Here is a 24,716-nt window from a genome sequence, read left to right on the forward strand (position 1 = left end):
TCAGATCGGGTATCGGACAGGCGTCAGCTGCTGCGCCAGTATCAGCGCCCCGCTCAGGGCATCGCCCTGCGGCGTGACCAGCCGGGCCTGAATATCGTCATCCAGCCAGCGCTGTATTGGCGTCGCCACGCCCCCCATCAGCGCCACCCGTCCGCTGCTCAACGCAATCAGACGGCAGACCATCAGACCGATATCTGCTGCGGTCTGATGCAGCAGATCCTGAGCGTGACAATCCCCCGCGTCGGCGGCCGCAAAAACCTGTGGCACCACGCGTGCCCAGTCAGCAGGCGTCGCTGAGCGCGTCCAGAGCAGCATCGTTTCCGGGCTGTCACTGAATTGCGCCATCAACTGCCGGGTAAAGGCAGTCGGCATAATAATTGACTCATGGGCCAGCAGCGCCAGACGCAGCGCACGACGGCCCAGTTCTGCGCCCGAGCCCTGGTCAGACAGGGAAAAGCCCCAGCCGCCAAGCAGCGTAAAGCGTTCGCCATCCCAGGCCGCGCCCTGACTACCTGTGCCGATGATAAAGACAGCGCCAGGAGCGCCACCATGCGCACCCGCACAGGCGATCTCCACATCGCTGACCACCTGTAACGCCGCGCAGGCGGGCTGCCAGCTGGCGAGCCGCGCCTGCACCGAGGCGACATTCGCACCCGCTAATCCGGCCACCAGCGCGGTCTGCGTTAGCGCCTCCGGGGCTAATCCCGCCTGTGACAATACCCGGTCAATCAGTTGTCCGACACAGGTCAGCGCCGCGTCATAGTCTGACCAGACGTTGGCTGGCCCGCCAGTGGCTTCCGCCAGCACGTGGCCCTGCAGGTCGGTTAACCGCGCGCGACACTGTGTACCGCCGCCATCAATGCCAAGAAGATAGTGTGGTTGCACGCGCTTCCTTCCCGATTTTGGGTTATAGCCATAATGAGCGAACGATAGGATAAAAAAACTTAAATCGCAATAACAAATAAATATAGCAAAATCATATCTGAATTTTATTCTTAATTTACATAACGATAACAAAAACCACCTCGCAAAACGCGCAGTGCGTTATTGACATTAGTTTTTCTGTCGTAATAAGTTGGTGGTTAGATTATCAACAGGCGCGCCCGATCACAGGCGGGCTATGCATCATGCGATTTCAGGAGCAGGGGTTTAACATGAAAGTAGGCATTATCGGTCTCGGCTTTCGACTGTCCCACGTGATCAAAGAGTTCAGCAAAGCCGACGACGCCTTCTCGGTAGTGGGTTATTACGATCCGGCACCCGCCGGACTGCCTAATCTGCACAGCTTTGGTATCGCGCCCGGCCAGGCCTTTGCGTCCATCGACGCGCTGCTGGAGCACGGCGGAATGGATGTGGTGCTGGTGGGCTCTCCCAACTTTCTGCATCTGGAGCATGTGGGTCAGGCGCTGGCAGCGGGTTACACGGTGTTTACCGAAAAGCCGGTGGTGATCAATGAAGAGCAGACCATGGAGATGGCGAAGCTGGTGCGTCAGTATGGCGAAGCGCGCATTCTGGTCGGCCTGGTGCTGCGCTACTCCCCGCTCTATCACGATCTGCTGGCGGCACGCGATGCGGGCCAGTTGGGTGAGATCACCTCGATTGAGGCGACGGAACATATCAAGCCTTACCACGGCGCATTCTTCCAGCGTGACTGGCGGCGTCTGGAGAAGTATGCCGGTCCGTACATTCTGGAGAAGTGCTGCCACGATATCGACCTCTATCAGGGCCTGTTGCAGGAGCGTCCGATCCGCGTCGCCAGCTTTGGTGGCCGGAAATCCTTTACCCCGGCGCATGCACCACAGGGAGCGATCACCGCTGAGTCAGAGCTTTATCACGTGAAGCCTAGTGGCTGGTCGAGCACCGATGCGGTCTTCGACAGCGACGCCGATATTGTTGACTACCAGACCGCCCTGATTGAGTACGAAGGCGGCGCGACGCTGGCTTTCCATGCCAACCTGAACGTTCCGGATGAGTTCCGCCGTTTCTGTGTGATGGGCACGGACGGCATGGCAGAAGGCGACTTTGTACGAAACTACTTCCGCGTACATAACGCGCGCAGCGGTGAAAAAGAGGTCGATACCGCCTACAGCGGCAATGCGTATGACGGTCACTACGGCGCAGATGCGCTGATGGCAGAAGAGATTGTTAAACATATTAAACAGGGAACACCGCTGAAAGTTTCAGTGGTGGACGCGCTGGAAGCGGGCCTCACCGCCATAAAAATCGATGAGGCGCGCAAAACCCGCAGCGTTGTGGACATGCGTGAAAGCTGGCTAACATTTGACGCCAACCTGGGAAAAACCGGGACCTGATGGGCCCATCCTGCGGGTCAGACACCCCCTCTGACTCCGGGTTTTGAATGGCAGTATGACTGGTAACTTCCTGTACTGGCCTTCGGGCCAGTGACATTATTGATGGTGAGCGCCACCGTAATAACTCTGCCCAACGCTCAGCCAACGTCTTTTCCCTTCTCTCCAGCCTGAGGCTACTTGCATTCTTAAAGCGATGGGGACATACGCCTGCGCGCAATTCAACAACCGCACAATTCCCTCCAGTGACCCAATCATCCTCACCTACCTGCTCCACAGCCTGAGGCGACGAGCAGACTCAAAGCGATGGGAGCATACGCCTGTAGCAGAGCATAGCGGGCCAGGGATGGCCCGCGCTGAGCGTGCACCGCAGTCCATAACCGCACAAATCCCCTCAGCCAATCCAACCAGCCCCGACGCCAGTCCTAAACTGGATCCACCTCATTCTCCAGCTTCTGACGCCGCCGCAGATGCGGAAACAACGTCATCCACAACGCCACCACAATCAGCGTACCGATGCCGCCAATCGCTGCCGCGGGTGCCGCTCCCATCCAGGCTGCCAGCAACCCAGACTCAAACTCGCCCAGCTGATTCGACGTATTGATAAAAATCGCGTTAACCGCATTCACCCGTCCCCGCATAGCATCCGGCGTATCCAGTTGCACCAGCGCACCCCGGATCACCATACTCACCATATCAAAGCCCCCCAGCGCACAGAGGGCAATCAGCGACAGCCACAGCTGCGTGGACAGCGCGAACACCAATGTGGCAACGCCAAATCCCGCCACCGAGCCAAACATAATCATCCCGACATGCTTGTCCAGCTTGTGACGGCTCAGCCAGATGCCGACCAGCAAGGCGCCCACCGACGGCGCACCGCGCAACATTCCCAATCCCCACGGCCCGGTATGCAGAATATCTTTGGCAAAAATCGGCAACAGTGCCGTCGCGCCACCCAGCAGCACCGCAAACAGATCGAGCGAAATCACCCCAAGCACATCCTTGCGCTCACGGATAAAGTGAATCCCGGCAAACAGATTCTTCATATTCATTGGCAGACGAGCCTGCACCGGATGCTCATAGCGCAGCAGACTCACCAGCGTCAGCGAAATCAGATAAAACAGTCCGGAAACGCCATATACGACATGCGGCCCGGCAACATAAAGCAGCCCGCCCATCGTCGGCCCGACAATCACCGCCGCCTGGCCCCCTACCGAGTTCATCGCCATGGCGCGCGCCAGAATCGAAGGCGGCACCAGCGACGGCAGCATTGAGGACATTGCAGGCCACTCCAGCGCCTTCGCCACCGCAATCATAAACACCAGTCCCCACAGCGCGGTCTTGTCAGCGGTATGGAATAAGGTAAGCACCACTAATGCCACCAGTGCAGCAAATTCCACCAGCTGCCCCAGCAGCACAATGCGCCGCCGGTCATATTGATCCGCAAGATGACCTGCAGGTAGCGCCAGCAATACCGACGGCAGAAACTGCATCAGGCCAATCATCCCCAACGCCATTGCGCTGTTGGTCAGCGCATAGATCTGCCAGCTGATTGCCACCGAGAACATCTGAAAACCAAATGATGAGCAGGTGCGCGCCAGCCAGAACGCGACAAATGTCCGATGTCGCCACAGCGACTCTTCTGCTGTTGATGCCATAAATCCCATGTCTTATCCCAAATCAGGTGAGGAAGCCCGCATCGTTGCGCGGTGTTATTGGTGTGGTTATTGATGATGTTAAATTAACAGACCGGATGAGACCTGAATGGCTGCGGCTCCAGCCCTGGCTCTCTGCACAACAAAACGCATACTGTCCGGCACAGGCGCATCCGACCTCTCCTGACTATTACCAGCCTATTGGTCCCGACTATTGAATATATTCCAGCACATCATCAGACGCCAAAGGAATTATGTTCTCTTTGCTAATGGGTTTATTTACTTTCGCAGGCAACAAAAGGATGATTTGGATTAAGCAGATGATCTATATTTATTCACGCGTTTAAAAAAATGCGACTTTTTATATGATCAATTATCAACAAATCCTTTTTTATTGCATTTCATAGAGATAATGAAAAACAGTTTATATAACCCCTATGTTACTGAACCTATCCATCACGTTAAGCGTAATGTCTCTGGCATTTGCTATAGCGTGCCTTATCTTCAGCAAAATCAGGAAAGCAGAAATACACTTAATACAAACAACATTATTTCATTACACAATCAAATTGCCACTGAAGCAGCATTAATGATTATTCCCATCGATGATATGCGATTACGGGGAATGATTGCGGTACCGGACGCTTATTCACATTTACAGAATGGGCGAATCCGGATTGGAATTAATTATTCCAGTTTAGCGGCACATTATGCGCCACTACTTGAATTAACTAAGAAATTTGATTTCTGGCTTTATGATTTTGCGCCGCCGGGAGCAGACTGGCGACTGCTGGAATCTTTCCCTTTTTCAGGGATTGTTTTAAACGAAGCGTTCTTTAATGACAATTATGAAAAATTTACCTTTCCCTTTTTTATGGCGACATTTCGTGAAAAAGGGGCAGAGGTCATCGTACGAAGTCATACGCCGACTTTAACGGCTGAGCAGTTTGCTGAGATAAATATCAGCGGCTGGCAACAGCAACGCTCGGATGGCGATCTTATTAGCTGCTGATTCACAAATCCTGCCTTCCGGCGTTAAGGGCACACGGCGGTGCGCTTAACGTCCTTTAATCCCCCATAAAATGTCGTATTATTCCGGTTGTTAAGCGATTTAAGCTAAAAAAATCAAATCTTGATCTGATTTTGCTATAACATTTAACACAAAGGGACCGTCTGTCTTAACGGAAGAGATACTTCAGAACACCCTAATCATTTGTACTTGATAACTGGAAACAGCCTATCTGGTTGTTTTCGTGTGTTTTATGGCAACGAAACGAGGTCGATATTATGGGGAAAAACTCCTCATCTTTTGGCGTAATTCGTTTCCTGACAGTGCTGTTCGCAGTACTGACGGGCGCGTTTATGCTGATTGGCGGTGGCTGGTTAGCCGCCATTGGTGGTTCCTGGTATTACGTTTTCGGCGGTGTGGTGATGCTTATCACCGCCTATCTGCTTTCCCGTCGCAAAAGCACCGCGCTGGTTCTCTATGCGCTACTGCTGATCGGCACCCTGATCTGGGGTGTATGGGAAGTGGGTACAGACTTCTGGGCACTGGCACCGCGCACCGATGTGCTGGTGATTTTTGGTGTCTGGCTGATCCTGCCGTTTGTTTATCGCAGCTTCAACGCGGGCAGTAAAGCCGCGCTGGGGACCATGGCTGTAGCGCTGGTTGCCAGTGCTATCGTGCTGACCTATGCGGTGTTTAACGATCCGCAGGTGATAAACGGTTCAGTGCCAGAAACCGCTGACAACGCCCCGCAGGCTGCGCCGCTGAGTAACATTCCTGATGCTGACTGGCCCGCTTATGCGCGCGATCAGCAGGGAACCCGTTTCTCGCCGCTGAAGCAGATTAACCACCAGAACGTGAAAGAGTTGCAGGTTGCCTGGCAGTTCCAGACGGGCGACATGAAAGGGCCTGACGACCCAGGTGAAATCACCGATGAAGTCACCCCGATTAAAATCCGCGACACGCTTTACCTCTGTTCGCCACACCAGATTCTGTTTGCGCTGGATGCGGCCACCGGTAAGCAGAAGTGGAAATTTGATCCGGGCATGAAGGTGAATCCAACCTTCCAGCACGTGACCTGTCGCGGTGTTTCTTACCATGAAGTGCCGGCAGCAGCCGATGCAGCGAATACGCAGCCTGCTCTCTGCTCTCGTCGTATCTATCTGCCCGTCAACGATGGTCGTCTGTTTGCGCTGGACGCAGAGACCGGCGAACGTTGCCCGACATTTGGCGTCAATGGCGAGCTGGATCTGCAACACAAACAGCCTGTTACGACTGCGGGTATGTATGAGCCGACCTCGCCGCCAATCATTACAAACACCACCATCGTAATGGCCGGTGCAGTAACCGATAACTTCTCAACCCGCGAGCCGTCAGGCGTGATCCGTGGTTTTGATGTGAATACCGGCAAACTGCTGTGGGTATTTGATCCAGGCGCGAAAGACCCAAATGCCATTCCGGCTGATGAACACACCTTCACCATGAACTCACCGAATTCATGGGCACCGGCAGTTTACGATCCGAAACTGGATACCGTTTATCTGCCAATGGGCGTGACCACACCGGATATCTGGGGCGGTAACCGCACTCCAGAGCAGGAACGCTATGCGAGCAGCGTGCTGGCTCTGAATGCCACCACCGGTAAGCTGGTCTGGTCTTATCAGACTGTGCATCACGACCTGTGGGATATGGATCTGCCGTCGCAGCCGACCCTGGCTGACATCACCGATAAAGATGGCAACACCGTACCGGTGGTTTACGCGCCAGCGAAAACCGGCAACATCTTTGTCCTGGATCGCCGTACCGGCAAGCCAGTGGTCCCTGCGCCAGAAACGCCAGTGCCACAGGGTGCTGCAAAAGGCGACCACGTTGCCGCTACTCAGCCCTACTCTGAGCTGACCTTCCGTCCGAAACAGAACCTGACGGACAAGGACATGTGGGGCGCGACGATGTTCGACCAGCTGGTGTGCCGCGTGATCTTCAAGCGCCTGCGCTATGAAGGTCCGTTCACCCCGCCATCAGAGCAGGGCACGCTGGTGTTCCCGGGTAATCTCGGTATGTTCGAATGGGGCGGTATTGCCGTCGATCCACATCGTCAGATTGCGATTGCTAACCCAATGGCGCTGCCGTTTGTCTCGAAGCTGATTCCACGTGGCCCGGGCAATCCGATTGAGCCGCCGAAAGGCGCAGAGGGTGGTTCAGGTACGGAAACCGGTATTCAGCCACAGTATGGCGTGCCATATGGCGTCGAGCTGAATCCGTTCCTGTCACCGTTTGGTCTGCCATGTAAACAGCCTGCCTGGGGTTACATCTCCGCGGTGGATCTGAAGACCAACGACGTAGTGTGGAAACAGCGTATCGGTACCGTTCGCGATAGCGCGCCGGTTCCGCTGCCGTTCAAAATGGGTATGCCGATGCTGGGTGGTCCTGTCACCACCGCTGGTAAGGTGTTCTTCATTGGCGCGACCGCAGATAACTACCTGCGTGCGTTCAGCACCGATACCGGCGAGCTGCTGTGGCAGGCACGTCTGCCAGCAGGCGGCCAGGCGACCCCAATGACCTATGAAGTAGATGGCAAGCAGTACGTTGTCATCGCGGCAGGCGGTCACGGTTCGTTTGGTACTAAGCTGGGCGATTATGTGATTGCTTACGCACTGCCAGACCAGAAATAATTCACGACGCTGTGAATAGCCTAAGGCGGACTCCGGTCCGCCTTTTTTGCGCTATTTTTTCATCTCACGCCAGTTGAGCCACGCGCAAAACAGCATCACTACACAGGTTGCCAGAAACACTGGCCGCATCCCGAACGTCCCACCTATCAGCCCACCGAACAACGGACCGCTGACCTGGCCGATATACTGCGCCGACGTCGAATACCCCAGCATCCGCCCGACCTGTGAACCGGGCACGTTATGACGGATTATCGCCGTAATGCACGGCATCAATCCGCCCAGCGCCATCCCCATCAGAAAACGCAGCAGCACCAGTTGCCAGGCCGCTGTGATAAACGCCTGGGGGATCAGCAACAGCCCACTGACCAGTAATCCGCCGGTCAGAACCCGCCAGTGCCCTACCCGATCGGCCAGACGACCCAGTCGGGGTGCTGCCAGCACCGTGCCCAGCGCCGCCGCAGACATCACCAGGCCGGCGATCATCGTGATTTGATGGTCACCCTGCACGAACTCGCCCACGTAAAGCGTAATAATGGGTTCAATCGACATGCTGGCGAAGATCAGCAACATGCCGGAGAGCCACATCAGCCGCACCAGTGTGTGATTCACCGGTTCTGCTTCAGGATGCGGTTGCTGGCTGGCACGCGACGTCGCAGCAGCACGTGGCTGCTCTTTGAGTAAAAAGGTGGTCGCGAGGAAGGCGAGAAAGATGACCGCACCGGTCAGCCAGAATGTCTGACGAATGCCGATCAGCGGCGGTAAAGCGCCACCCAGCAGCGGTCCCACTACGTTGCCTGCCATAATACCGGATGACAGGATGCCCAGCGCCCAGCCGGTCTGCGCTTTTGGCGTCTGCGCCGCCACCAGAATGGTCGATCCCGATGCGTAGCCACCCAGCAGCCCGGCCAGCAGCCGCAGCGCCACCAGCTGCCACGGCGCGGTTGCCATGCCAATCAGCGACATCGCAATCGCCATTCCCAGGCTGGCCCGGATCAGCATCAGCTTACGACCGTAGCGATCAGCCAGCCTGCCCCACAGCGGCGCAGTCAGCGCGGCGCTGAAAAAGGTCGCGCCATAGGCCAGCCCGGACCAGCGGGCGATGGCCGCGGGCTGCTCAACGCCCAGTTGCTGCACATAGAGCGGCAGAAATGGCAGCAGCAGCGTCATCGCCACGATGGTGGTAAAAGAGCCGACGACGCAGACCGCTAAGTTACGTCGCCAGTGCTGAAACTCTGCCGTTTCGAGTAACTGTTGCATGTAAATATCCGTTGAATGATCAGGGATACAGGCTAACCGGCGTAGCGGATGAACAACAGTCATCGCAGGATAGTTACTTTGTGGCGCTGATTGTTGTCAGCAGGCAACAATCAGTTCGGATTCAGCGCCGTAATCAGGGTATCGCACAGCAGTGTCACCGGTGACGCCGGTTCAGGCGTGTTGTGCAGCAGCAGATAGCTTTGCAGGCGATCCATCTGCCACTCCGGCAGCAGTTGCTGAATGTCGCCACGCGCAATCGCCTCCTGTGCCATGTAGGACGGAAGATAGGCGATACCGCTGCCCGCCAGTGCGGCATTGAGCAGCGCCATGCTGTTATTGGCGCGAAAGCGGCTGCGCACGTCCAGTGCCAGCCGCTGTTTATCGCGGCGGAACGGCAGTGCGGCGGTGTGCGCCGGACCATGAAACAGCAGCAGGTCGTAGCGCGGCAACATCTCAGGATGCGTGATGGCGGGTCGCTGCGCCAGGTAAGCGGGCGCGGCATAAAGTCCCCACTCGATATCGCTCAGTACCCGGAAATTGCCCTGCTGCGGCGATCGGGATCGGATCACAATCGCCAGATCGACCTGATCGTCCAGCCGATCGTGATTGCGATCGGTCAGATCGAGATCGACGTTAATATGCAGATGGCGGCGCAGAAAACGATTGAGAACGGGAACCACGCACTGGCAGCCAAAAGTGACGGGCGCCTGTAGCCTGACATGCCCAGTGGGCTGCTGATGCACCTGCTGCACAAACGCCTCGGCGCGCTGCACTTCAGCCAGCATCCTCACACAGTAAGGATAGTAAGCCTGACCCAGCTCAGTCAGTGCCAGCCGCCGGGTAGTACGCTGCAGCAGCCGGATACCGAGCCGCAGCTCCAGACGGGCAATTTCCCGGCTGACGTGAGATTTGGACAGGCCAAGTGCGCGTGCCGCCTCGCTGAAACTCTGTAATTCCACAACCCGTGCAAATACCAGCATGGCGGTTAAGTTCGCGCCATTTTCCATGTTTCCCGACTCCGGCAGTAAGGGGGGCTGGCAACAAACTAACATGTTCGGGCGGGATCGCTGTGGCTGACCGGCAAAAAAAGCGAGGCGAAGTTCAGGAGAAGAGCGGCGCAGAGCGCGGGCCGACCGTCCCGTCTGTGTGCGATGTCGGGAAGGCCTTATCAGGCATCAGCTGGCCATCGCCAGAGGGAACAGCAACCGATCCGGCTCGACGCGACGCTGACGGCGCAACTGGCCTGGCGTCATCATAAAGTAGTTTTTAAAGGTGCGGGTATAGGCCTGCTGGGTATCGAAGCCGTAATTCATCGCCACCTGTAATATCGCTTCGTTGCTGCTTAGCAGACTGAGTGCAGACTCGGTTAAGCGACGCTGGCGGATATATTCTGCCAGTGAAAAGCCGGTATGCTGACGAAACAGGCGTTGCAGATGCCAGCGCGAATAGCCCGAGCGGCGTGCCACCTCATCCAGATGCAGATCGTGTCCTAAGTTGTTCTCAATCCAGTCCAGCAAACTCCGAATAAACTCGCGCTGATTCATGGTTCCTCCTGTTGATGCTGATGTGCAGTGGAGCCACTCTACCCGCTAAAATTTATCCCTTAATTAGCAGAAAATTAGCGCAGAATTAGCAACGGCTGAAACGGGAGCGGAAAGGCGCGGCCTGCGGGGCTTTGGGGGGGAATCAATCGTGCGATTGTTGATAAAAAAGAGGCAAAAATAAAAATTTTACGTCAGGGGTGATGAGGGCGATCCGGAGCAGCAGTCTGTACACTATGAGGCGAACCACTGTGTTCAGCATGTGTCACCATTACCACAGTTAAACTCTTTACATTTCACGACAAAATGTATTTCTCGTTTTACTGGTTTAGTTTAATTTAAAGGGGCCTAAGCCCCTTGCGGTATAAAATGGATTTTATCTGAAGCGTCTTATCCTGGGGATCATTGATATTAGAAAACAGATCACTCCTGCTTCGAAAAGAGTAAAAGAAGAACCCAGTCAATAAATTTAACAATACTAATCGCAGTACAAATCATGATTAAGAATTCGGACATTCCCTTGGGCGCAGCATACCAATGTTCAAACATCACGTTAGCCCCACTCAACAATGAGAACGAAATAAGAATTCCGACAAATATTGATATACACCTAATGATATTTTTTTTCATTATAACTACCAGTTACATTCAGAGCCACTGCTGCAATTAGATGAACCACTGCCGCCACCATTTCCATTACCATTGGTGAAACAACCGCCACTGAATGCACCGCCAATCACCCCAACAGCAAGGCCAGGCACTCCCCCCCAAACTCCGGCTATCATTCCACCAATAATTCCGTTATTGCAGGAAATGACGTCAGGATGATTAGGGTTGAATGCTACGCCGCCTGAGTGTCCACTCGATGTACTTCCATGCTGACTTTGTTTAGCTGACGCTCCAGCATAGGCAGGGTCATATGCACCGCTTGCACCTGTAACGAAAAGACATTGATTATTTTCTAAGATTTTCATTTAACAAATTCCTTTTGTTTTTTTATCTTTAGCAATCTCTATTGCCAGCACTTTTATATCAATTGAGCTTTTTATGAGCAACTACTTATTATCCTTAATGAAATTTAGAAAAAAACAATTAATATCAAATAGATTCACGGATATAAAAGGTTTTTTTGAGTTCCTTCCTGTCTAATTACCTTGCCAGAATATTAATATTTATGTGCTTTTGTGACATCGAGCACAATTCGTTCGCAGAGTTAATTTTCATTGCATAGTTTTAACATTTTTGCGCTGAGTTTGATTATCGAAAACGAAGTCCGTATTTAATAAAAATCATTTTAATGTAATTGTGTCATTAAATAACTCCTGCAGATTCTGGATAGTGTTTACTTAATAATGAAAACATCAAAATTTCATCCTGAAACATGTGGTTTTGCCCTCGTTTAATTTGGTAAATGCGGGTAGGGTTCTGATTGAGCACTGTAGATGCAGCCAACGCCGCCACAGTGCCAGGTATGAAGACTGCAATCCGCCAGAATAATTCGTGCTGTGCCAGGGCGGCCAGACGCAGCCGTCCCAGAGAGCTGACAAAAGTCAGTGACCTGGACGGTAAGTCGCAGCCAACGCCGCCACAGCGCGAAGTATGACGGCGGATAATTCTGGCCTAACAATTGGTGAGTAAACTCTCTCTTATCTTTATGAAGGAGATCAGCCATGCGCGTGTTACTGGTTGAAGATGATGAAATGATCGGCGCGAACCTGCAACAGGCACTGCAGGGCGCGGGCTGGTCAGTAGATTGGGTGCGCGATGGCGTTTATGCCCAGAATGCCTGGAGCGAAGGCGGCTACAGCTGCGTGCTGCTCGATCTCGGCTTACCGCGCGATGACGGTCTGCAGGTTCTGCGCCGGGCGCGCGGGCGCGGCGACGCGACGCCGGTGCTGATTCTTACCGCACGCGACACCGTGGCGCAGCGGATACAGGGACTCGACAGCGGTGCGGACGACTACCTGCTTAAACCGTTCGATCTCCAGGAAGTCATGGCCCGGATGCGTGCCATTACGCGACGCAGCCACGGCGCAGCAGACTCGGTGCTGGGCAGCGGCGATGTCCAGCTGGATATGATGACCCGCGAGGTACTCTACAAAGGCCAGCGCGAGCAGCTGACGGCGCGGGAATATGCCCTGCTCTACGCGCTGCTGGAGCGGCCAGGTGCGATCTTGTCGCGCGAACAGCTGGAAAACCGTATCTACGGCTGGGGCGATGAGGTCAGCAGCAATGCAGTAGATGTGCTGATCCACGGCATGCGTCGCAAGCTCGACAACGACGTGATCCGTAACGTGCGCGGGCTGGGCTGGCGGGTTCCGGCAATATGAAACCTTTCCGCTTTATGCGCTCACTGCGCAACAAACTTCTCTCTACGCTGCTGGTTATTCACCTGCTGATGATCGGCGGCGTCACATGGTATTTCTTCAGCTGTTACGGCGATATGGTCGGTACCATGAAGGACGATCAGCTGGCAAAAATCGCTGATGCCTGGTCCACTAATAAACAGATGCCCGCCCTGATGCCGATGCTCATTGCGCCGGACAAAGCAAAAAGCGCCTTTGTAGTTCAGCTCTGGGACGATCAGGGCCAGTTGCGGGCCAGCTCATGGCCGGAGTTACAGGCTCCGCTGCAAAATCAGCGCGGATATCACGATGTGCATGTGGGTCAGTGCGACGACTGTGAATGGCGTATTTTTACCCGGCCAGGCATGCCCGGCAGCGAGATTAAAACCATCCAGGTGATGTACAACCTCAGCTACATGAAAGCCTCGATGGTTAAGCGGGCGCTGTCGGCGATCATTCCGATGATCCTGATGATGCCACTGTCGCTGCTGGTGATCTGGCTGGTGGTGCGCAAGATCACCCGGGATCTGCAGGTCGCTTCACGTCAGATTGCGGCACAGGAAACTCATCATCCACACAATGTCTCACCGGAGGGCTTACCGGATGAGATCCTGCCGCTGGTAGCCGCTTACAACTCGCTGCTGAGTAAGCTGCGTGACGCCTGGTCGTCGCAGCGTCAGTTCCTGGAAGATGCCGCCCATGAGCTGCGTACGCCGGTAACAGCGGTGACGTTACAGCTGGAAAACCTGCGTCAGCATATTCAGCCAGGCGAAGCGAGCCGTCAATTCAGCCAGCTGGAAGCGGGTGTCACGCGCACCCGTCACCTGGTCACACAGTTACTCAATGTCTCACGCCAGGATGACCAGAGCGTGGTGTCCAGCGTGGAGCATATTGAACTGGACGATCTGCTGAAAGAGAGCATTGAGCAGCTGATGGTGGTGGCGGACAAACGCGGCATTGATATCGGCTTTAATGGCTCCACGCAGTACCGTCTGCAGGCCAGCCGTTCTGAATTGCGCAGCCTGTTCGACAACCTGATTGGTAACGCTATGTTGCACACGCCGGAAGGCAGCCTGGTCGATGTGCTGCTGCATCGGGTGGCGGGCAAAACGGTGGTCGATATTGTCGATAACGGACCGGGCATCCCGGAATCCTTTATCGAACGCGCGTTCGACCGTTTTACCCGTTCGCCTGACGTTAAAGCCCAGGGCAGCGGGCTGGGACTCTCCATTGTGCGTAACGTCGCACAGAAACATCAGATCCACGTTGCCCTTACCAACTGCCTGACACCACAGGGTGCTGTTTGTGGTTTGCAGGTTCGCGTCACCTTTCCCTGATCCCGCCTGTTTGATCACGAACCAGACAACGTAAACGGTTGCCTGGTTCCGTTCGATCCACATCGTTATTGTGAAGTTCGTCACATTTTAGCTGAATTGTAATGCAACACTTTTTGACAAACGTGAGCAAAATCTATTTTCTATCGATCTGTTACAGGCACGCTACGCGGGCTGAAGAACGGGTTGTTATTCGCTGTGAAACCCTCATTCCCATCAAGGGACCGATTTCTCTCTGACTGCGTCTGGTGTGCGGCGGTCAAAAGCATGTGGCTGATAATAATGAAATATAAAACGTTGATAGCAGGTGCCGTGCTGGCATGTTCATTGAGTGGTGCTGCGCAGGCCGCTGAAAGCGATCCACAGTATGTCTCCGACTGGTGGCATCAGAGCGTGAACGTGGTAGGCAGCTACCACACGCGTTTCGGACCGCAATTTAATAACGACGTTTATCTGGAATATGAAGCGTTTGCGAAGAAAGAGTGGTTCGATTTCTACGGCTATCTGGACGTGCCTAACTTCTTCGGCGTGGGCAACAGCAATGCCAACGGCGTGTTCGACCACGGTTCACCGATGTTTATGGAGATTGAACCGCGCTTCTCTATCGATAAGCTAACCGGCACCAGCCTGGCCTTTGGCCCGTTCAAAGAGTGGTATTTCGCCAATAACTATATCTACGATATGGGCCGCAACAGCGACAACCGCCAGAATACCTGGTATATGGGTCTGGGCACCGATATCGATACGCACAGCGATGTCGGCCTGTCGCTGAACGTCTACGCCAAATATCAGTGGGAAAATTACGGCGCGGCAAACGAAAACAGCTGGGATGGCTATCGCTTCAAGGTGAAATACTTCGTGCCAATCACCACGCTGTGGGGCGGTAATCTGGGCTATGTGGGCTTCACCAACTTCGACTGGGGTTCTGACCTCAACGAGAAAGGCGGTTCATCACGCACCAGCAACTCTATCGCCTCCAGCCACATTCTGTCACTGGGTTACGATCACTGGCATATTTCTGCAGTGGCGCGTTACTTCCACAACGGCGGACAGTGGGCGGATGGTCAGGAGCTGAACTTCGGCAAAGGGCCATTTGAAGTGAAATCGACTGGCTGGGGTTACTACCTGGTAGCGGGTTATAACTTCTGATAATGATGACGGGCGGCTGAAAAAAACGCCCGTTGCACAGGAGAGCTGGCCTGGGGCATTAACGCCTCCAGGCCAGCTCTCCTCCAGGCCAACTTTTGAGAGGCAGGTTTAGCCACTCAGTCCTGCATCTGAACGTCGTTTATTCCTGCGGCTTCTCAACGTTGATGCGCCATGGAATGTTGAACTTATCGATAAACATCGCGAATCCATTCGACCAGAATGTCTCCTGCCACTCAGTTGTCACCTTGCCGCCTGCCGACAGTTTCTCAAACCAGGCTTTACCCTTTTCGACATCAGTGGTGGAAAGGCTGACCGCATAACCGGCATGTTCAGACGCGGGCGGCTTCTCAGTATTGCCGTCGCTCAGCATCAGCTCACCGTCACCGATACGCAGCTGGGCATGCATGATCTTTTCTGGCGGCTGCGGCGCGGCAGACTGATCGCCGACCTGCTCACCCTGATCCGGCATATCACCAAATTTCATTTTAGAGAGCAACTCTCCCCCGGTCGCCTGCAGGTAAAAGTCGATAGCCTCTTCGCAACGGCCATAGAGAAACAGATAAGGACTGACTTGCATCGTAACCTCTATATTTGTCGGGTGGATTTTTTTCAGTACCTCTATAGTGTAGACGATCGACTTTACCCACTGATTTCATTGACAATAACGCCGAAAGAGTTGTGCCATATAACTGCTCATTGGGGTCAGCGTCGTGTCTTTGCGCTGGATCAGATAGAAGATCGCTTTCGGCAGGGGTTCGTCGAGCGTCAGCGCCACCAGCGACCGGCCCAGAATCGGGTCGTCAATGACGTCGACCGACAGAATACTGATGAAATCGCTTTGCGCCACCAGGCTGGTGCAGGCCATAAAGGTTTCACAGGTCACCACGATTTTGGGTGCCATGCCGCGTTCACCAAACAGATCGTGCAACAAGCGGTAGTAACTGCCTTTAGGCGTTGGCATCGTCCAGTCCGCCTGCTGTAACTCCGCCAGAGAACGCGCCTTTTCCAGCGGATGGCCTTTGCGTACCACTACCTTGTACTCGCGCTCCATCATCCGCTCATACATCAGCTCCTGATCGAGATGGCTCTGATCGTAGGTATTAATGGTGAAATCGAGTGCCCCCTGACGCAGTTCATGCACCATCGACACCAGCTGGCCTTCGACGATGCGCACCTTCACCAGCGGGTATTCGCGATGAAACTGGTTAATCACCTGCGGCATAATGGTGCGCGCCACGCTGCCACCGACGCCGATATTCACCTGACCGCCACCCAGTCCCAGCCGCTGCTGAATATCCTCTTCGGCGACCCGCAGCTCTGCCAGCACCAGGCTGGCATGCCGAAAAAAGTTATCACCGATATTGGTTAACACTACGCCCTGCTGACGGCGGATAAACAGCTTTGCCCCCAGCTCGCGCTCCAATTCCTGAATCGCTTTGGTTAACGCCGGTTGTGACAGCCCGGAAAGACGGCTTGCCGCCCGGATACTGCCCTGTCGCGCCACGTCAACGAAGGCGCGCAGCTGATGGAGCTTGAGATTGGCAGACATAATTTTGCGATAACCTTTGTTTATCAGTCACAAGATATTCGCATCTTATGCCGGTCAATACCATTGTGTAGATTCGGAACAGTGCATAAAAAATCAACAACGAGGAGAGAGCCGATGAAACCCCTTTCAGACCACGTCAGCGCCCGGCTGCCACAGCTGCAACAGTGGCGTCGCGACTTCCATCACTATGCCGAATCGGGCTGGCTGGAGTTCCGCACCGCCACCTTAGTCGCTGAAGAGCTGCATAAGCTCGGTTATCAACTGAAGCTGGGCCGTGAGGTCATCGACGCTGACGCGCGGATGGGCTTGCCCGACGAGGCGGTGCTGAAGCAGCAGGAAGCGCGCGCGCTGCAACAGGGCGCGCTGCCGCAGTGGATCAGCCACTTCTCCGGCGGATTCTGCGGCATCGTGGCAACGCTCGAGACCGGCCGTCCCGGCCCGGTGATGGGCTTCCGCGTCGATATGGATGCCCTGGATCTCAACGAGAGCCAGGCTGACGATCATCTGCCGCAACGTGAAGGGTTCGCCTCCTGCAACGCAGGCATGATGCACGCCTGCGGGCATGACGGCCACACCACTATCGGGCTGGGTCTCGCCTCGGTGCTGATGGCGATGAAAGATCAGCTCAGCGGTACGATTAAACTGATCTTCCAGCCCGCCGAAGAGGGTGTGCGCGGCGCAAAAGCGATGGTGGCGGCGGGCGTGGTCGATGACGTTGATCGCTTCACCGCGATTCATATCGGCACCGGCGTACCGGCAGGCGAAGTGGTGTGCGGCAGCGACAGCTTCCTCGCCACTACCAAGCTGGATGTTCACTTTACCGGCGTCGGTGCCCATGCGGGCGGTCGTCCTGAAGAGGGGCGTAATGCCCTGCTGGCCGCCGCACAGGCAACGCTGGCGCTGCATGGTTTAACCCAGCACAGCGGCGGCGTGGCGCGGGTCAACGTGGGCGTGCTGCAGGCCGGAACCGGCCGTAACGTGGTGGCCGACTGCGCCCTGCTGAAAGTCGAAACCCGTGGCGTGACCAATCAGGTTAACGACGATATTTATCAGCAGGCGCTGCGGGTGATTGCCGGTGCAGCGGCGATGTATGGCGTTGAGCAGCAGGTTTCACTGATGGGTGCCGCGCGCAGCTGTACGCCGACGCAGCCGTGGGTCGATTTCATCCATCAGCAGGCAGACGCGCTCGGTATCTTCGACTCGGTGGTCGATCGTAAAGCGCAGGCGGCAGGGTCAGAAGATGCGACTTACATGATGGGGCGAGTCAAAGAGCGCGGCGGCCAGGCCTCTTACGTTATTTTTGGCTGCGCGCTGGCGGCGGGCCATCACAACGCGAAATTCGACTTTGACGAGCGGGTCATGCCGGACGCTATCACACTGCTGGCCACCCTGGCGCTGAACCAGGCGCAGTATAGGGGCTCACGATGATGGAAGACTTTATTGCCGACTATATCCATCGTCATCAGCTTCGTTTCAGCACGCTCAGCGACGCCATCTGGGACACACCGGAGACCCGCTTTGCCGAAACCCGCTCGTCAGCCCTGCTTTCTGATGCGCTGGCAGAAGAGGGATTCAGAGTGGAACGCGGCGTGGGTGGCATCGATACGGCGTTTATCGCCAGTGCGGGCAGCGGCAAGCCGGTGATTGCCATCCTTGGCGAGTTCGATGCGCTGGCGGGCCTGAGTCAGCAGGCGGGCTGCGCCCGGCCACAACCGCTGGAAGCCAACGGCAACGGCCATGGCTGCGGTCACAACCTGCTCGGCACGGCAGGTGTTGCAGCGGCCTGCGCCGTGAAAGCCTGGATGGAACAGCATCACACGGGTGGCACGGTGCGCTTTTACGGCTGCCCTGGCGAAGAGGGCGGTTCGGGCAAGACTTTTATGGTGCGCGAAGGGCTGTTTGACGACGTTGATGCCGCCGTGACCTGGCATCCGGAGGGGTTCAGCGGCATGTTCAATCTGCGCACCCTCGCCAATATTCAGGCGGCGTTCAGCTTCAAAGGGATTGCGGCGCACGCGGCCAATTCTCCCCATCTGGGCCGAAGCGCCCTGGATGCCGTCACGCTGATGAATACCGGGGCCAATTTTCTGCGCGAGCATATTGTTCAGGAGGCACGTCTGCACTACGCCATCACCAACAGCGGCGGTGTATCGCCGAACGTGGTGCAGGCCGATGCGGAGGTGCTCTACCTGATCCGCGCCCCGGAACTGCCACAGGCGCAGGCGATTTATGAACGGGTGATCAATATCGCCAGGGGTGCAGCGCTGATGACCGACACCACGCTGACCGTACGTTTTGACAAAGCCTGCTCGGATTACGTGCCGAATCGCGCGCTGGAAGCGGTCATGGAGCGCTATTTGCATCAGTTTGGTTTGCCCGACTACAGCGACGAAGAGCGCGCGTTTGCGGCCGAACTGCGTGCCACCCTGACCGATGACGATCTGCGCAATGCCCGGCTCAATGTCGCCCGCACCGGTGGCGAAGCCGGGTATGCCTGGGCTGAACAGCTGGGCGACAAACTGTTTATGGATGAGGTTGCGCCCTATGCGGTCACGCGTGAGCTGCTTTATGGCTCCACCGATGTCGGCGATGTCAGCTGGGTAACGCCGACCGCACAGTGCTTTGCGCCCTGCTTTACCTTCGGCACGCCGCTGCACACCTGGCAACTGGTGGCGCAGGGTCGCACCAGTATCGGGCATAAGGGGATGTTTCTGGCGAGTAAAGTGATGGCGGCCACGGTGTTAACGCTGTTAACGGATCCGCAGGCACTGGCTGGCTGCAGGGCCGAGTTTGAACGGGTACGCGCCGCGCAGCCTTATATCTGCCCTATCCCGGCGGGGATCATACCCACAAAACTGGCCGAATGAGCCAACGGCCGTGTCTCTGACGCGGACCACTATAAAAAATATTGCAAACACTTCCCTGATTCAGCGGAGCCGACTCTGAACTCACCGCCTGTTGTATATCACGACGGGCGTCAGACCGGGCCTCCACCGATAAGGGGAACACAAGACGAGAATCAATACCATGGAAGCAACATCCGGGAACCGCAGCCCTGGCCGGCTTTTCAGCTGGATCGAGCGTGTGGGCAATAAAGTCCCCAACCCGTTTTTACTGTTTGTCTATTTGATTGTTGTTCTGATGGTGGCGACCGCCGTTATCAGCGCGCTGGACCTGGCGGTAAAAAACCCCAGCAACGGCGAAATTGTCCGGGTGAATAACCTGCTGAGCGTCGCAGGCATTCAGTGGATCCTGCCTAATATCATTAAGAACTTCAGCAGCTTTACCCCGCTGGGTTCGATTCTGGCGCTGGTGATTGGTGCCGGACTGGCGGAAAAGGTCGGCCTGCTCCAGTCGCTGATGGTGAAGATGGCGTCGCGCGTCAGCCGTCGTTACGCCAGCTATATGGTGCTGTTTATCGCTTTCTTCAGCCATATCTCCTCGGATGCCGCGCTGGTAGTGATGCCGCCGCTGGGTGCGCTGATCTTCCTGGCGGTAGGGCGTCATCCGGTGGCGGGCCTGCTGGCCGCGATTGCCGGTGTGGCCTCTGGCTTTACCGCCAACCTGCTGATTGTCACCACCGATGTGCTGCTCTCGGGGATCAGCACCGAAGCAGCTAAAGCGGTCAGCGATACGGTACACGTCAGCGTCATCGATAACTGGTTTTTTATGGCCACCTCGGTGATTGTGCTGACGGGTGTGGGCGCGTTGCTGACCGATAAGTTTGTCGAGCCGCGCCTGCCAAAGTGGCAGGGCAACGGCGAGAAGCTGGCGGCGCTGACGCCGCTGGAGAACCGCGGTCTGCGGGCTGCCGGGATCGCTGCGCTGCTGTTTATCGCCCTGATGGCGCTGCTGGTGGTGCCGGAACATGCGCCGCTGCGCAATCCCGCCACCGGCGCCATTATTCCCTCGCCTTTTATTCAGGGCATTGTGCCAATCATCATTCTGTTCTTCTTTGTGGTGGCGATTGCTTATGGCGTGGTCACCCGACAGATCCGTCGTCCGGATGATATCCCGCAGCTGCTGGTCGATCCGATGAAGGGCATGGCGGGTTTTATCGTGATGGTGTTTCCGCTGTCGCAGTTCGTGGCGTTCTTCAACTGGAGCAACATGGGCAAATTCATGGCGATCGGGCTGACTGATGTGCTGGAGAGCGCAGGCGTCAGCGGCGCGCCCGCTTTTCTCGGCCTGATGTTCCTGTCGGCGTTTCTCTGCATGTTTATCGCCAGCGGTTCAGCCATCTGGTCGATTCTGGCGCCGGTCTTTGTGCCGATGTTTATGCTGCTCGGCTTCCATCCCGCCTTTGCCCAGATGATTTTCCGCATCGCCGACTCCGCCGTGCTGCCGCTGGCACCGATGTCGCCGTTTCTGCCGCTGTTCCTGGCTTTTTTGCAGCGCTACCAGAAAGATGCGCAGCTTGGGACCTATTACGTGCTGATCTTCCCCTATCCGCTGGTGTTCTTTATCAGCTGGATAGCGCTGCTGCTGGTGTGGTATCTGCTGGGTCTGCCGATTGGACCCGGCGTCTGGCCGAAATTGCCTTAAGGCACCGTGCCACCGATGCGGGCATTATCGGTGGCGCTTTCTCGCTTTTCCGGCTGGCGGGATATCTGGGCATGGATTGAGTGCCCGGATAGTCTTCACGTCGGCCACCGCATAGCGGGTAACACGACCTGGCTCTTTGGCACCGTTTTTGATCTCAACAGCTTCTTTCAGCGATGCTTTCAGCTCGTCAAAAAACTCACGTTACACCTTATCTTTCCCTGATTGTGTCAGCTTCTTCAGCTCAGCTTTTCTGCATCCATGAAGAAGAGGTAACAAAGCAAGGCTATGCTAGCGCAGTTACGTCATTTGCATCCATACGGGCCTGCTACCGCGTTACCGGGCTGAGAGACAGCTCTGAGTTTCATACAGATCCTGGCCTGATCACAACTGCCGGAGTTGATCTGCGATGAATGGCAAAACCTGCAACGTATGTTGCTAAATCGTCAGCAACGACGCTCTCGGCATTGGCGGATGAATTGACTATTCTGCTCTTTCTTCGCTTGCTAACGGTTAACTATTTTAATAAGCCTCCGACCGGCTGCGAGTCGTCTCCACACTGCCTGAGGTTCACGCTGACATGACCACCTCCTCCACCAGCCTGCCGCCGATGCACGCTTCATCGGCGGCCCGTAACAGCTTAGCCGCACGCGTTGATGCGCTGCCCTCCTCCGCCGGATTGTGGCGCTTTATTACGCTGCTGGCGCTGGGCGGCTTTTTTGAGCTTTATGATCTGTTTGAAACCGGCTACATCAGTACCGGCCTGCTGTCGGCCGGCGTATTTCACACGGGTGCGGCAGGCGTGCTGGGCTTCTCCGATCAGGCGGCCTTCGCCTCAGCCACTTTTCTCGGTCTGTTTTTCGGGGCCAGCCTGCTGGCCCCCTACGCTGACCGCTTTGGTCGCCGTCTCACCTTTATGTGTGCGCTGCTGTGGTATGGGCTGTTTTCGCTGCTGATGGCGTTCCAGCAGAGCGCGGAGATGATCATTCTGTTCCGCTTTCTGGTGGGGATCGGGATGGGCGTCGAGCTGGTGACTATTGATACTTACCTGTCGGAATGGGTGCCGAGCCATCTGCGAAGCCGCGCTTTTGCCTTCTCCTTTTTCGTGCAGTTTTTGTCGGTGCCTGCGGTGGCGCTGATGTCCTGGTGGCTGATTCCGCAAACGCTGCTCAGTCTGGAAGGCTGGCGCTGGGTAGTGATCGCGGGCGCGGTCTGTTCGCTGGTGATCTGGCTGGTGCGCAGAAATCTGCCGGAGTCAGCACGCTGGCTGGCGCAGCAGGGTCGTCATCAGGAGGCACATGACGTGCTGTCGATGATGGAGCAACGCTGCGGCATCCCGGCCGGACCCGCGTTTTCAGCTGAGGATGCCGCGGCGCAGCTGCCAAAACGGGGGCGTTTCAGCGAAATCTGGTCTCCTGCTTACCGCAAGCGCACTCTGATGCTGGTGGTGATGAATTTTTTTCAGGCAATCGGCTTTTTCGGCTTTGGTAACTGGCTGCCTGCGCTGTTGTCAGGCCGTGGAGCCACGGTGACGCACAGCCTGCTCTATGCTTTCTTCATCACCCTGGCCTATCCGCTGGGATCGCTGATTTGCAGCCGCTACGCTGACAAAATGGAGAATAAGTGGCAGATCGTCCTGTCGTCGCTGATGACGGTGGTGTTCGGTACGCTCTTTGCTTTCCAGACGCAGCCGGTATTGCTGATTCTGTGCGGCTTCCTGATCACCTGGTCCAACGCCTGGCTGACCTTCAGCTTCCACGCCTATCAGACCGAGATTTTCCCCACCCACATTCGGGCGCGGGCAGTCGGCTTCTGCTACTCCTTCAGCCGCCTCTCAACGGTCTTCAGCAGTATTCTCATCGGGATGATATTGCAGTACGCAGGAACGCCAGGTGTAATTACCTTTATCGTGCTGAGCATGGTGATGGTGATGCTGTCAGTAGGGATTTACGGGCCGAAAACGCGCGGAATCGATCTGGAGAATATCTAAAAGAAAAGGCCGTCATCCTGATGATGACGGCCTCTATTACTGCCGGTTATTTGCCTTCGAGTACGTTGATATCCGCACTGCCCAGCCGGTCTTTCTCATCTTTACGCAGCGCCGCGACCTGTTTCGCGCTGACCTGCTCTGTCGCCTTATTGCCCCAGCTGTTGCGCACGAAGTTCACTACGTCTGCCACCTGCTGATCGTCAAGACGCCAGCCAAATGCTGGCATGGTAATCGTCGACGGCGCGCCATTGACACCAGGCAACTGTCCGCCCACCAGCACGATATGGATCAGTGAGGTCGGATCGTCCGCCAGCACCACCGGATTACCGCGCAGTGCCGGATAGAAACGTTTATAACCGCTGCCATCGGTTTTATGGCACGCCGCACAGCTGTCGACGTAGGTGGCTGCCCCCGTCGCACTGTCGTCACCTTTCCACAACGCTTTGGCGGTGGCGTCATCGACGCTGAAGGCTGCCTGATGGGGATCTTTCGCGCCCAGCGACTTCAGATAGCGCGCAATCGCCGTGATATCGGACTCGCTCAGGTGCTGCAGGCTGTGTTCCACCACGTCGGTCATGCCACCGAAAGCGGCGGTCTGATCGTTGCGGCCATAACGCAGAAACTGACGCAGGTCCTCTTCGCTCCAGCGACCCAGCCCGTCACGGTTGTCACCGCGCAGGTTGCTGGCGGTCCAGCCATCAATCGGCGCGCTGCTACCCGCCAGATAGTCGCTGCCCTCCTCGTTGGTCAGCGCCTTCTCCTGCATGGTGATGCTGCGCGGCGTGTGACAGGCTCCGCAGTGACCCAATCCTTCAACCAGATAGCGACCCCGCGCCAGCACCGGATCTTCCTGGGCGGCAGGCTGGAACGCTTTTACATCGGGCGCAAAAATGCCGCGCCAGATCGCCAGCGGCCAGCGCATCGACAGCGGCCAGGGAATGTCGCTCTCCCGGTTTGGCTGCTTAACCGCCGCAACGCCATGCATGAAATAGGCATAAAGCGCCTTCATATCCTCATCGCTGACCACCGCGTAGGAAGGAAATGGCATCGCCGGATAGAGCGTATCGCCATTTTTCGCCACGCCGTGACGCACCGCTTTCTGAAAGTCGTCGTAGCTGTATTCACCAATACCGGTGTCGCCATCGGGCGTGATGTTGGTGGAGTAGATGGTGCCAATCGGTGTTGCCATCGGCAGACCACCGGCAAACGCTGCGCCGCCTTTGCTGGTGTGGCAGGCCACACAGTCACCGGCGCGCGCCAGATACTCACCGCGTTTAACCAGATCGTCCTGGCTGCTATCCGCCAGTACGGCGAACGACAGGGAGCCAAGAATCAGAGCCAGAATGCCATTTTTCATCGCCATCTCC

General features: G+C 56.0%; 19 protein-coding genes and 1 pseudogene. 10 read left to right on the forward strand and 10 right to left on the reverse strand.

The window, feature by feature from the left end; all coding sequences use genetic code 11:
- A complete protein-coding gene (locus tag ACTJKZ_RS15650) occupies positions 1–885 on the reverse strand; it encodes a BadF/BadG/BcrA/BcrD ATPase family protein (RefSeq protein WP_440829815.1) in 885 nt (294 codons plus the stop codon).
- Between the two features lie 269 nt (positions 886–1,154).
- On the opposite strand from ACTJKZ_RS15650, the gene ACTJKZ_RS15655 reads away from it, so the two are divergent.
- Complete coding sequence (locus tag ACTJKZ_RS15655) at positions 1,155–2,312, forward strand: Gfo/Idh/MocA family protein (RefSeq protein WP_161736363.1); 1,158 nt, start codon at positions 1,155–1,157, stop codon at positions 2,310–2,312.
- 422 nt (positions 2,313–2,734) lie between these two features.
- Here ACTJKZ_RS15655 and ACTJKZ_RS15660 read toward each other — a convergent pair whose 3' ends face one another.
- Positions 2,735–3,976 (reverse strand): MFS transporter, encoded by a 1,242-nt coding sequence (locus ACTJKZ_RS15660; RefSeq protein ID WP_440829816.1) that lies wholly within the window; start codon positions 3,974–3,976, stop codon positions 2,735–2,737.
- Between the two features lie 400 nt (positions 3,977–4,376).
- On the opposite strand from ACTJKZ_RS15660, the gene ACTJKZ_RS15665 reads away from it, so the two are divergent.
- Positions 4,377–4,976, forward strand: a complete 600-nt coding sequence (locus tag ACTJKZ_RS15665) for a hypothetical protein (protein ID WP_033781586.1) — start codon at positions 4,377–4,379, stop codon at positions 4,974–4,976.
- A gap of 275 nt (positions 4,977–5,251) precedes the next feature.
- Positions 5,252–7,642, forward strand: coding sequence for a glucose/quinate/shikimate family membrane-bound PQQ-dependent dehydrogenase (locus tag ACTJKZ_RS15670; protein ID WP_161736361.1), 2,391 nt, complete (start codon positions 5,252–5,254; stop codon positions 7,640–7,642).
- Between the two features lie 51 nt (positions 7,643–7,693).
- Here the strand turns inward: ACTJKZ_RS15670 and ACTJKZ_RS15675 are convergent, their stop codons facing one another.
- The 4 genes from ACTJKZ_RS15675 to ACTJKZ_RS15690 form a co-directional block, all read right to left on the reverse strand.
- Positions 7,694–8,899 carry an MFS transporter gene (locus ACTJKZ_RS15675; protein ID WP_440829817.1) on the reverse strand — a complete coding sequence of 402 codons (1,206 nt, stop codon included), beginning with the start codon at positions 8,897–8,899 and terminating at the stop codon, positions 7,694–7,696.
- A 110-nt stretch (positions 8,900–9,009) separates the two neighbouring features.
- Entirely contained in the window at positions 9,010–9,906 is an 897-nt protein-coding gene (locus ACTJKZ_RS15680; RefSeq protein ID WP_222924712.1) for a LysR family transcriptional regulator, read from the reverse strand.
- Positions 9,907–10,074: 168 nt separating this feature from the next.
- Positions 10,075–10,443, reverse strand: coding sequence for a helix-turn-helix domain-containing protein (locus ACTJKZ_RS15685; RefSeq protein ID WP_013359828.1), 369 nt, complete (start codon positions 10,441–10,443; stop codon positions 10,075–10,077).
- A 632-nt stretch (positions 10,444–11,075) separates the two neighbouring features.
- On the reverse strand, positions 11,076–11,414 hold the full coding sequence (locus ACTJKZ_RS15690; protein ID WP_440829818.1) for a hypothetical protein: 339 nt from the start codon (positions 11,412–11,414) through the stop codon (positions 11,076–11,078).
- Between the two features lie 696 nt (positions 11,415–12,110).
- On the opposite strand from ACTJKZ_RS15690, the gene ACTJKZ_RS15695 reads away from it, so the two are divergent.
- The 3 genes from ACTJKZ_RS15695 to ACTJKZ_RS15705 all read left to right on the forward strand — a co-directional run bounded on the left by ACTJKZ_RS15695 (position 12,111) and on the right by ACTJKZ_RS15705 (position 15,268).
- The gene (locus tag ACTJKZ_RS15695; RefSeq protein WP_003855687.1) at positions 12,111–12,770 is read left to right on the forward strand and encodes a response regulator; all 660 of its coding nucleotides are present in this window, start codon (positions 12,111–12,113) and stop codon (positions 12,768–12,770) included.
- The gene (locus ACTJKZ_RS15700; protein WP_440829819.1) at positions 12,767–14,122 is read left to right on the forward strand and encodes a sensor histidine kinase; all 1,356 of its coding nucleotides are present in this window, start codon (positions 12,767–12,769) and stop codon (positions 14,120–14,122) included. The genes ACTJKZ_RS15695 and ACTJKZ_RS15700 overlap by 4 nt, the downstream gene beginning before the upstream one ends.
- Positions 14,123–14,401: 279 nt before the next feature.
- A complete protein-coding gene (locus ACTJKZ_RS15705; RefSeq protein WP_161733602.1) occupies positions 14,402–15,268 on the forward strand; it encodes a nucleoside-specific channel-forming protein Tsx in 867 nt (288 codons plus the stop codon).
- A 139-nt stretch (positions 15,269–15,407) separates the two neighbouring features.
- Here the strand turns inward: ACTJKZ_RS15705 and yjdN are convergent, their stop codons facing one another.
- Both yjdN and ACTJKZ_RS15715 read right to left on the reverse strand, forming a co-directional pair.
- On the reverse strand, positions 15,408–15,845 hold the full coding sequence (yjdN, locus tag ACTJKZ_RS15710) for a VOC family metalloprotein YjdN (protein ID WP_013359825.1): 438 nt from the start codon (positions 15,843–15,845) through the stop codon (positions 15,408–15,410).
- A 75-nt stretch (positions 15,846–15,920) separates the two neighbouring features.
- A complete protein-coding gene (locus tag ACTJKZ_RS15715; protein WP_440829820.1) occupies positions 15,921–16,817 on the reverse strand; it encodes a LysR family transcriptional regulator in 897 nt (298 codons plus the stop codon).
- Between the two features lie 114 nt (positions 16,818–16,931).
- On the opposite strand from ACTJKZ_RS15715, the gene ACTJKZ_RS15720 reads away from it, so the two are divergent.
- The 3 genes from ACTJKZ_RS15720 to abgT all read left to right on the forward strand — a co-directional run bounded on the left by ACTJKZ_RS15720 (position 16,932) and on the right by abgT (position 21,362).
- The gene (locus tag ACTJKZ_RS15720) at positions 16,932–18,245 is read left to right on the forward strand and encodes an amidohydrolase (protein ID WP_440829821.1); all 1,314 of its coding nucleotides are present in this window, start codon (positions 16,932–16,934) and stop codon (positions 18,243–18,245) included.
- Positions 18,242–19,684 carry a M20 family metallopeptidase gene (locus ACTJKZ_RS15725; protein WP_440829822.1) on the forward strand — a complete coding sequence of 481 codons (1,443 nt, stop codon included), beginning with the start codon at positions 18,242–18,244 and terminating at the stop codon, positions 19,682–19,684. The genes ACTJKZ_RS15720 and ACTJKZ_RS15725 overlap by 4 nt, the downstream gene beginning before the upstream one ends.
- Before the next feature lie 160 nt (positions 19,685–19,844).
- Complete coding sequence (gene abgT, locus ACTJKZ_RS15730) at positions 19,845–21,362, forward strand: p-aminobenzoyl-glutamate transporter (protein WP_440829823.1); 1,518 nt, start codon at positions 19,845–19,847, stop codon at positions 21,360–21,362.
- Between the two features lie 81 nt (positions 21,363–21,443).
- Here the strand turns inward: abgT and ACTJKZ_RS15735 are convergent.
- Positions 21,444–21,545 (reverse strand): annotated as a pseudogene (locus tag ACTJKZ_RS15735) (NadS family protein); the annotation flags it as partial.
- 394 nt (positions 21,546–21,939) lie between these two features.
- Here ACTJKZ_RS15735 and ACTJKZ_RS15740 point away from each other — a divergent pair.
- Positions 21,940–23,349: an MFS transporter gene (locus tag ACTJKZ_RS15740; RefSeq protein ID WP_440829824.1), complete on the forward strand. Its 1,410-nt coding sequence runs from the start codon at positions 21,940–21,942 to the stop codon at positions 23,347–23,349.
- A gap of 46 nt (positions 23,350–23,395) precedes the next feature.
- Here ACTJKZ_RS15740 and ACTJKZ_RS15745 read toward each other — a convergent pair whose 3' ends face one another.
- Complete coding sequence (locus ACTJKZ_RS15745; RefSeq protein WP_260059093.1) at positions 23,396–24,706, reverse strand: c-type cytochrome; 1,311 nt, start codon at positions 24,704–24,706, stop codon at positions 23,396–23,398.
- Positions 24,707–24,716 lie beyond the last annotated feature (10 nt).

Source organism: Pantoea sp. 22096 (genome assembly GCF_052045955.1).
Classification (GTDB): domain Bacteria; phylum Pseudomonadota; class Gammaproteobacteria; order Enterobacterales; family Enterobacteriaceae; genus Pantoea; species Pantoea alfalfae.